Below are 7,582 nucleotides of genomic sequence, written 5' to 3' on the forward strand. Positions count from 1 at the left end.
AGAATAAGCCTGTCATATGAAAAGAGGGGAATAATAGATGGAAATTAAAAAAGGAAAAATTGGCGTAAACACTGCTTTAATCGGTTTTATAGTAATCGTATTTTCGCCAACTGTAAGAACATTTGGATCTTTTACATCAAATGCGGCAAAACAAGCTGGTTGGCTTAGCCCTATAGTAGCGGGTGTTATATATATATATTTCATATTAAAATTAAATACTTTGCTCGTTCAACATCCTGGTTTATCGCTATTAGAAATTTATGAAAAGATTATAGGAAAAATTTTGGCTAAAATCATAGCCTTTGTATATTTAACTTGGCTTACTATTAGCATAGGTTTAAATTTAAGATCTTATTCCCATAGAATATCAGCAGTATTATACCCTAATGTAGTAGAAGAGCTGTTTATAGTTATTCTACTATTTGTTATAGCTTTATTTCTTGTAAAACCAGGTTTAATAATTGCATCTAGAGTGTATATTGTTTTGGCTGGGATAACAATCGTAGGATCCGCCTTGTTAACTACGCTCATGCTTCCTATGGTGAATATTGAGAATTTATTTCCTATCACCTACTTGGATATTATTCCAATAACAAAGGGTAGTGCTATCGCACTGTCCTGCTGGTCGTATATTACGCCTATCTTAGTTTATAGTGATGATATTATAGGGATGAGGTATTTTAAAAAGCGAGGTTTGGCGGCTGTTGCCTTTGTAGCAGTGACTGCTACTATGATTTTAGCTACTATATACGGAATAGTAGGCAACACCATTTCAACTCGTTCTAGCTTTCCCTATTTATTAGTAGTAGAACAAATTCAATTGCTCAATTCGTTGCAGGGCTTTGATGCAATTTTAGCTTTTCTTTGGATTTTTTCAGATGTGGCTCTAATTTCCTTTTTGATTTTAATTTGTTTAAAATTGATTAAATATATTTTTAATATAAAAGATGCTAGTATTTATACTTATGTTTTTACAGTTTTATGTTATTATTCTGCTATAGGGCTAGCAGAAAACTCTTATGAATTGGGAAATTTTTCAAATAATATTGCAACATATGTTTTCATTGTTTTATTTGTTTTTATTCCTATATTAATATCATGGATATACAAAATACGTACAAGAGCAGTAAAAGCTCTAATGAAGAGCAATAATGCAAAAAAACAGGCATAAGCCTGTTTTTTTGCATTATACTTTGTAACTTATATTATTTATTCAAGTGCTACCTCTGATAGTCAAATGACCCGAAAGGAATGTAATATGCTAAATGCTGGTGTCCCATCGCTGATAGCTTTTTTATCTTCCAATGAACATTTGTGTCCAGTAAGGAGTTCCGTTTGATTTCGTTGCATAACCTACGCCTATTTCAGTGAAATTAGGATTTAAAATATTTTTACGATGTCCTTCAGAATTCATCCATGCAGTAACTACAGCTTGAGCAGTTCTTTGTCCACTGGCGATATTTTCACCTGCAGTTCGATAGCTAATGCCGTAAGCTTTCATCATATCAAATGGAGAGCCATATGTAGGGGATGTGTGGCTAAAATAATTTTTTTCATGTACATCCTCCAGTTCATATTATTAAAAAAAATTATATATTCTTTCTGTCTTATTATGTGACCTTCTACGATTTCTAATAAGTTATAAAATAATGAAATTCTTCATAAAAATGGAAAAAAATTAGAATTTATTTTTTCACACATAAATGAATTAAGAATAAGATATAGTAGATTTCAAATAAAGGAGGAAATGATATTAATGGCTGAAATTAAGGATCAAGAATTTATGCCTATAGTGCCATTTATGCCAACAAACCCACAATATGGGAATGCATATGTACCATATCAGATGGATTTCGATATAGTAGAACCAAGAGAAGCAATGGAAATGGGAACAGTTTTTCCATCTCTATTCAGCCAATACGAGGAAGGTGAATCATTATGATAGAACGCTTTGATGATAGATTTCCAAATCTTCCGAATAGACCAACGCCTAATCCAATTGAAAGACCAATAGAGAAGCCAATCGAAAATCCAATTAATAAGCCAATAGAGAGGCCAATACAAAAGCCAATAGAGAAACCAATTGAAAAGCCAATACAAAAACCAATACAAAAACCAATACAAAAACCAATTGAAAAGCCAATACAAAAACCAATTGAAAAGCCAATACAAAAGCCAATAGAGAAACCAATACAAAAGCCAATACAAAAACCAATTGAAAAACCAATACAAAAACCTATAGAGAACCCTATATTAAAACCTATTGAGAGCCCAACGACTTGTCCACCTTACACCATGCCAAACAGAAATAAACCTCAAGCAGACCCTGCATTAGTAAGAATTATGCAATATCAATTTGCCATTTACGATATAGCTTTGTATCTAGATACACATCCAAATGATACCAGGGCTCTTACTACTAGGCAAAGGCTTGCAAGTGAATTACATGAAATGACTATGGCTTACGAAGAAAAACATGGACCTATGAATTTGTTCTCACATCATGGAGATTATGCAAAATACGTGAACGAACCATGGCCATGGGATATTCGGTTCTCTAAGGAGGGTAAAATAAATGTGGATATATGAAAAGAAAACTCAAATTCCAGTCAAAGTAAGTGGTAAAGACGTAAGAATGGCGAAAAATGTATTAGAACAATACGGTGGTGCTGATGGCGAATTAAGTGCATCTTTGAGATACTTGACTCAAAGATATGCAATGCCAATAAATCTAGGTAAGGCAGTATTGACGGATATAGGCACAGAGGAACTAGCTCATCTTGAAATTGTGGCAACACTATATAGTAAATTAATAGAAGGGGCAACAAAGCAAGAATTAATAGATGCAGGTTTCGACGCATATTATATAGATCATGGGTTCAACCCATTTTATGTAAATGCTGCAGGTAATCCTCATACTGTAACTTATATTCAGACAAAAGGTGACCCAGTAGTAGATATGTATGAAGATATGGCAGCAGAGCAAAAAGCTAGGATCACATATGAACATCTATTAAAGATGACGGATGATCCTCATGTAAAGAATGTACTCAAATATTTAAGAGAAAGAGAAATTGTACACTTCCAAAGATTTGGAGAAACCTTAAGAATTATTAACGAATGTATGGGAAAAAGCGCAAAATAGATTTTTATAGCTGAAAGCTGAATGTGGAAAGCGGAACTTGGGCTCCATTGGAGCCCATTTTTTATGGCTAAAAGCTGAATGCTGGAAATTTGGAAATTAAACTTGCCTAGAGACTAGTTGAGACTTGGTTGGGCGGTTGGGCGAGAAAAACTTTCTCACCTTTGGGCGAGGTAATGACCCTAGCTCCTGCTCCGTCATCCTTGAGCGAAGCGAAGGATCTAAGACCCAAAAAACATCCCTCAAAGCCACCCCTGATAATGCATTTGCTTATAACCTTACCACCTTAAAGCGACGAAGTCGCTTCACAAATGTTTACAATTTAGTCAAGATTTAAAGAGAAGTATATGCTAAAATGTATCTATCAAATATGGGGGATAATCTGATGAAGAAAATACTGATAATTACCATTTTACTCTTACTACTAGCAGGATGTACAGATAAAGGCACTGTAACTAGTGGAGAAACAGCAACTACATCTAAATGGGAAGTGAATAGCAATGTAGAAGGTATGTTTGTAGAGCCTGGTTACAAGATCGAGTTGTCAATAAGTGAAAAGGGAAAGGATCAAGTAACTCAGGTAGATAAGGTTATACTAGAAGTAAATAACAAAGATCTTGCTATAATTAACGAGGATGGATCTATAACTGTAAACAATGACGCGCTTAGTGGCATGGAACTAGAGATAAAAGTAAAGTTCAAAGAACTCAGTACAAATCTAGGTTACACTGTGTTAAAACCATTAGGGACAACTGTTGACGAAAACAACAGAATCCTCAATGAGTCTGATTATGATGTAGTAGTCAATAAAAAAAGATTTTTGTCTTCTGATTACGTACCAAAGGATCTAGTAAAAGTAAATGTACCTACTCAATTAGAGAATCCTGAAGTGAATCAAATGAGAAAAATTCCAGCAGACCGTTTGCATGAATTGTTTGAGGGAGCAAAAAAAGAAGGATTTACCCTTATAGCCCGATCAGGATACCGTTCTTATAACACTCAGGACATATTATATAGAAATGTTGTGACATCCAAAGGACAAACTTATGCCGACAAATATAGCGCCAAACCTGGCACTAGTGAGCATCAGACAGGGTTAGCTATGGACATTACTAGTGAAGGTGTAAATTTTCAACTTTCTGAAGATTTTGGTGAACTACCTGAGAGCATATGGGTAAAAGAAAACGCTCATAAATACGGTTTTATTATTAGATATCCAAAAGACAAAGAGGAAATCGTAGGCTACGCATACGAACCCTGGCATATTCGATATGTAGGAGTAGAACTAGCGACTAAGATTTATAAAAGCGGTTTGACGATGGAAGAGTACTTTGAAAAAGCCTACTAGGTGGTAAGGTGGTAAGGTGGTAAGGTGGTAAAATCAACGGTCATGGATTGACCGGCTGATTATTCTTTGCCCATATTTTATTCAATAGAAGTGTGCTATTTTTGGTATATGCTACATTAAATACCATTTTATGTACTTTTAATTTTACATCTCCAAAAATTTCTTTCTTGAAGAAATGAGGTGTTTGTGTTAAGATACTATATGTTATAAAATACGCGCCCGTAGCTCAGTAGGATAGAGCAACAGTTTCCTAAACTGTGTGCCGGTGGTTCGAATCCACTCGGGTGCGCCAAGTATGCGACTAATGTCGCAATGAAAAGTGAACAGTGAACGATGAACGATGAATAATGAGCAGTATACGACAATAATAGTTAAATGTCGCATACTTGTATTGTTCAATGTTCAGTGTTCATTTTTTCATTTTTCACTAAAAAGTCTTTTACCTTATAGCTCATAAAATCTTATTAAAACTATTATCTACTCTTACGAAATACCACAATAAGATAAAGATTACATTCGTAAAAATCGTGCCATTTTCGTGCCACTTCATAATAGAAATGAACGTTGAAATATTATATGTCTATTTTTCATTTTCTAGTAAGCTCTTCTCTTACATTCATCCTAACGTTTAAATATAATTCTATTTATCTACATAAAAGCCGAAAGCGGAAAAGCTCGCCTAAAGGCGAGCAAAGGCAATTGTTCAACTAAGGTTTAACTAGCGCTCAACAACTGTTCAACAATCATTCCATTATCGTTTCGTACTAAAACAACAAACGATAAACACTAGCCGTAATAAAACACACTCCAAATGCAATCACAGTAGGGATCATAAAGGCTAGTACGGTCCATTTTAGGCTACCAGTTTCTTTTTTAATCGTCCATAGCGTGCTAGAGCAGGGCCAGTGAAGTAAGCTAAAGAGCATGGTGTTTAAGGCTGTTAATAAGGTCCAATTATTAGCGAGGAATATATCTCTTAAAGAAGATAGACTCTCATAATCCATAAGAGATCCAGCATTCAAATACGCCATAAGTATAATAGGCAAGACGATTTCATTAGCAGGCATGCCTAGGATAAAAGCTAAAAGTATAACTCCATCTAATCCAATAAGCTGACCAAGAGGATCTAAAATACCTGAAAGAATTTGCAGAATAGGTACATTTCCAATGCTTATATTAGCTAAAATCCAGATGGCTGCTCCTGTAGGTATCGCTACTAATAGAGCTCGCTTTAACACAAAAATCGTTCTATCAATTAGGGAAGAATATAATACTCGCCCAATTTTAGGGATTCGATAAGGCGGAAGTTCTAAAGTAAAGGTAGATGGTACTCCTTTTAATAAGGTTTTTGACAAAACATAAGATACTAAAAGAGTTATTATGATACCTAATAGTATTATGGCTGTAAGCGATAAAGTAGTAATTAGGCTATTTATTATGCCCTCTCCAGAAGAAAGAGTGAAAAACATAACCGAAATAGCAATAAGCGTAGGAAATCGTCCATTACATGGTACAAAGTTGTTGGTAATAATGGCGATGACTCTCTCTCTTGGAGACTCAATAATTCGGCAACCAATTACCCCAGCAGCATTACATCCAAAACCCATACACATAGTAAGACATTGTTTTCCATGGGCAGAGGCTTTTTTAAATAGATGATCTAAATTAAAAGCTACTCGCGGTAAGAAACCTAAATCTTCTAGTATTGTAAACAATGGGAAGAAGATAGCCATTGGGGGAAGCATAACAGAAACTACCCAGGCAGTCGTCTTGTAAACTCCATCAAGAAGTAAATTTCTTAACCAAGATGAAACATTAATGGAGATTAAAAAAGCACTTAAATGATTTTGAAAACCAAATAGTATTTTAGATAACGCCTGAGAGGGATAGTTTGACCCTACAATAGTAATCCAAAATACAATACCTAAACATAGAATCATTATAGGTATTCCATATTTTTTTGAGGTAATAATATTATCTATTTTCATGTCTCTTTCGTGGATGTTTTTAGAACTCTTTACATACTTATCCACAAGAAACTCAATATATTTGAAATTATGATTATTTATGAACTCTCTTGTGGCACCTTTATCTATATGAATAGATTTCCAAATAGCCTCTATGTTTTTGTAAGATTCTTCTGGAATATACTCTTTTAGAGATTCAATAAAGAATAAATCGCTATCTAATATCCTCAAAGAAAGCCACCTTTTGTTTAAAGGTAAAACCTCTAGTTGACTTTCGATTTGTTCAACTTTTTCTTCTATGTCATCAGAATAATATGTTTTTTTATTAGAGCTTTGTACTGAAGTACGAACTAAAGAAGAGATTTCCTTTTGTAATTGATCTAGGCCTATACCTTCTCTTGCAGAAGTTAGCACAATTGGTATAGAAAGTTCTTTTTTTAGCCCCTCTACATCAATGTGAATTCCTTTTTTCTTAGCTTCGTCTATTAAATTTATACATAGTACAACTTTATCGCTTAACTCCATTACTTGTAATAATAGATTTAAGTTTCGTTCAAGGCAAGTTGCGTCGGCAACCACAATTACTGCATCTGGATTACCAAAGCAGATATAATCTCTAGCCACAATTTCTTCTTCAGATGAAGCAAAAAGAGAGTAAGTCCCAGGTAAATCAACTAAAATATAGTCTTGACCTTTGTAATTGAAATTACCTCTAGCATTGACAACAGTTTTTCCAGGCCAATTGCCTGTATGTTGATGTAGACCTGTTAGAGCATTAAATACTGTACTTTTGCCAGTGTTTGGATTACCAGCAAGGGCAATAGCGTATTCTCCATCTTCTTTTTGAATATCAAACAAATCTACAAAGGCTTCCCTCTTTGAAGATTGATACGTTAAACCCAATAGAAACACATCCTTTCGTTATAAAACAGGTGGTCAGGTGGTCAGCATTAAGGTGGTCAGTAAAACCTAAACTCGCCTTCAGGCCAGGTAAAGACCTGATCTCGGAGTAATCCTGGAGCTAAGCGAAGGATCTAAGACCCCAAAGCCCCACCCTAGAAATGCTTTTGCTTACCACCTTACCACCTGACCACCTGACCACCTAATAATCTTAATTCACCAATA

The 7,582-nt window shown here is 34.7% G+C and carries 6 protein-coding genes, 1 tRNA gene and 1 pseudogene; 6 read left to right on the forward strand and 2 right to left on the reverse strand.

The window, feature by feature from the left end:
* Positions 1-37 precede the first annotated feature (37 nt).
* A complete protein-coding gene (locus Q7P22_RS00465) occupies positions 38-1,171 on the forward strand; it encodes a GerAB/ArcD/ProY family transporter (protein ID WP_303859588.1) in 1,134 nt (377 codons plus the stop codon).
* A 123-nt stretch (positions 1,172-1,294) separates the two neighbouring features.
* On the opposite strand, the pseudogene Q7P22_RS00470 reads toward Q7P22_RS00465, so the two are convergent.
* Positions 1,295-1,573, reverse strand: a pseudogene (locus tag Q7P22_RS00470) (CAP domain-containing protein); the annotation flags it as partial.
* A gap of 183 nt (positions 1,574-1,756) precedes the next feature.
* On the opposite strand from Q7P22_RS00470, the gene Q7P22_RS00475 reads away from it, so the two are divergent.
* The 5 genes from Q7P22_RS00475 to Q7P22_RS00495 all read left to right on the forward strand — a co-directional run bounded on the left by Q7P22_RS00475 (position 1,757) and on the right by Q7P22_RS00495 (position 4,782).
* Entirely contained in the window at positions 1,757-1,942 is a 186-nt protein-coding gene (locus tag Q7P22_RS00475) for a spore coat associated protein CotJA (protein ID WP_170128130.1), read from the forward strand.
* Positions 1,939-2,589: a spore coat protein CotJB gene (locus tag Q7P22_RS00480; protein WP_303859589.1), complete on the forward strand. Its 651-nt coding sequence runs from the start codon at positions 1,939-1,941 to the stop codon at positions 2,587-2,589. Before Q7P22_RS00475 ends, Q7P22_RS00480 begins: the two co-directional genes overlap by 4 nt.
* Complete coding sequence (locus Q7P22_RS00485) at positions 2,576-3,145, forward strand: manganese catalase family protein (RefSeq protein WP_113919433.1); 570 nt, start codon at positions 2,576-2,578, stop codon at positions 3,143-3,145. The genes Q7P22_RS00480 and Q7P22_RS00485 overlap by 14 nt, the downstream gene beginning before the upstream one ends.
* A gap of 382 nt (positions 3,146-3,527) precedes the next feature.
* The gene (locus tag Q7P22_RS00490) at positions 3,528-4,490 is read left to right on the forward strand and encodes a D-alanyl-D-alanine carboxypeptidase family protein (protein WP_303859590.1); all 963 of its coding nucleotides are present in this window, start codon (positions 3,528-3,530) and stop codon (positions 4,488-4,490) included.
* 215 nt (positions 4,491-4,705) lie between these two features.
* Positions 4,706-4,782: transfer RNA gene (locus Q7P22_RS00495), tRNA-Arg, on the forward strand.
* A gap of 472 nt (positions 4,783-5,254) precedes the next feature.
* Here Q7P22_RS00495 and feoB read toward each other — a convergent pair.
* Entirely contained in the window at positions 5,255-7,360 is a 2,106-nt protein-coding gene (gene feoB, locus Q7P22_RS00500) for a ferrous iron transport protein B (RefSeq protein ID WP_303859591.1), read from the reverse strand.
* Between the last annotated feature and the right edge of the window lie 222 nt (positions 7,361-7,582).

The organism is Alkalibaculum bacchi, assembly GCF_937875145.1.
In the GTDB taxonomy this organism is placed as follows: Bacteria; Bacillota; Clostridia; order Eubacteriales; family Alkalibacteraceae; genus Alkalibaculum; species Alkalibaculum bacchi_A.

What these genes read in the sequence shown, in the direction of transcription:
- Q7P22_RS00485 (WP_113919433.1), top strand. Translation starts at nt 2,576, where the DNA reads ATGTGGATATATGAAAAGAAAACTCAAATTCCAGTCAAAGTAAGTGGT.
- Q7P22_RS00480 (WP_303859589.1), top strand. Translation starts at nt 1,939, where the DNA reads ATGATAGAACGCTTTGATGATAGATTTCCAAATCTTCCGAATAGACCA.
- Q7P22_RS00490 (WP_303859590.1), top strand. Translation starts at nt 3,528, where the DNA reads ATGAAGAAAATACTGATAATTACCATTTTACTCTTACTACTAGCAGGA.
- Q7P22_RS00465 (WP_303859588.1), top strand. Translation starts at nt 38, where the DNA reads ATGGAAATTAAAAAAGGAAAAATTGGCGTAAACACTGCTTTAATCGGT.
- Q7P22_RS00475 (WP_170128130.1), top strand. Translation starts at nt 1,757, where the DNA reads ATGGCTGAAATTAAGGATCAAGAATTTATGCCTATAGTGCCATTTATG.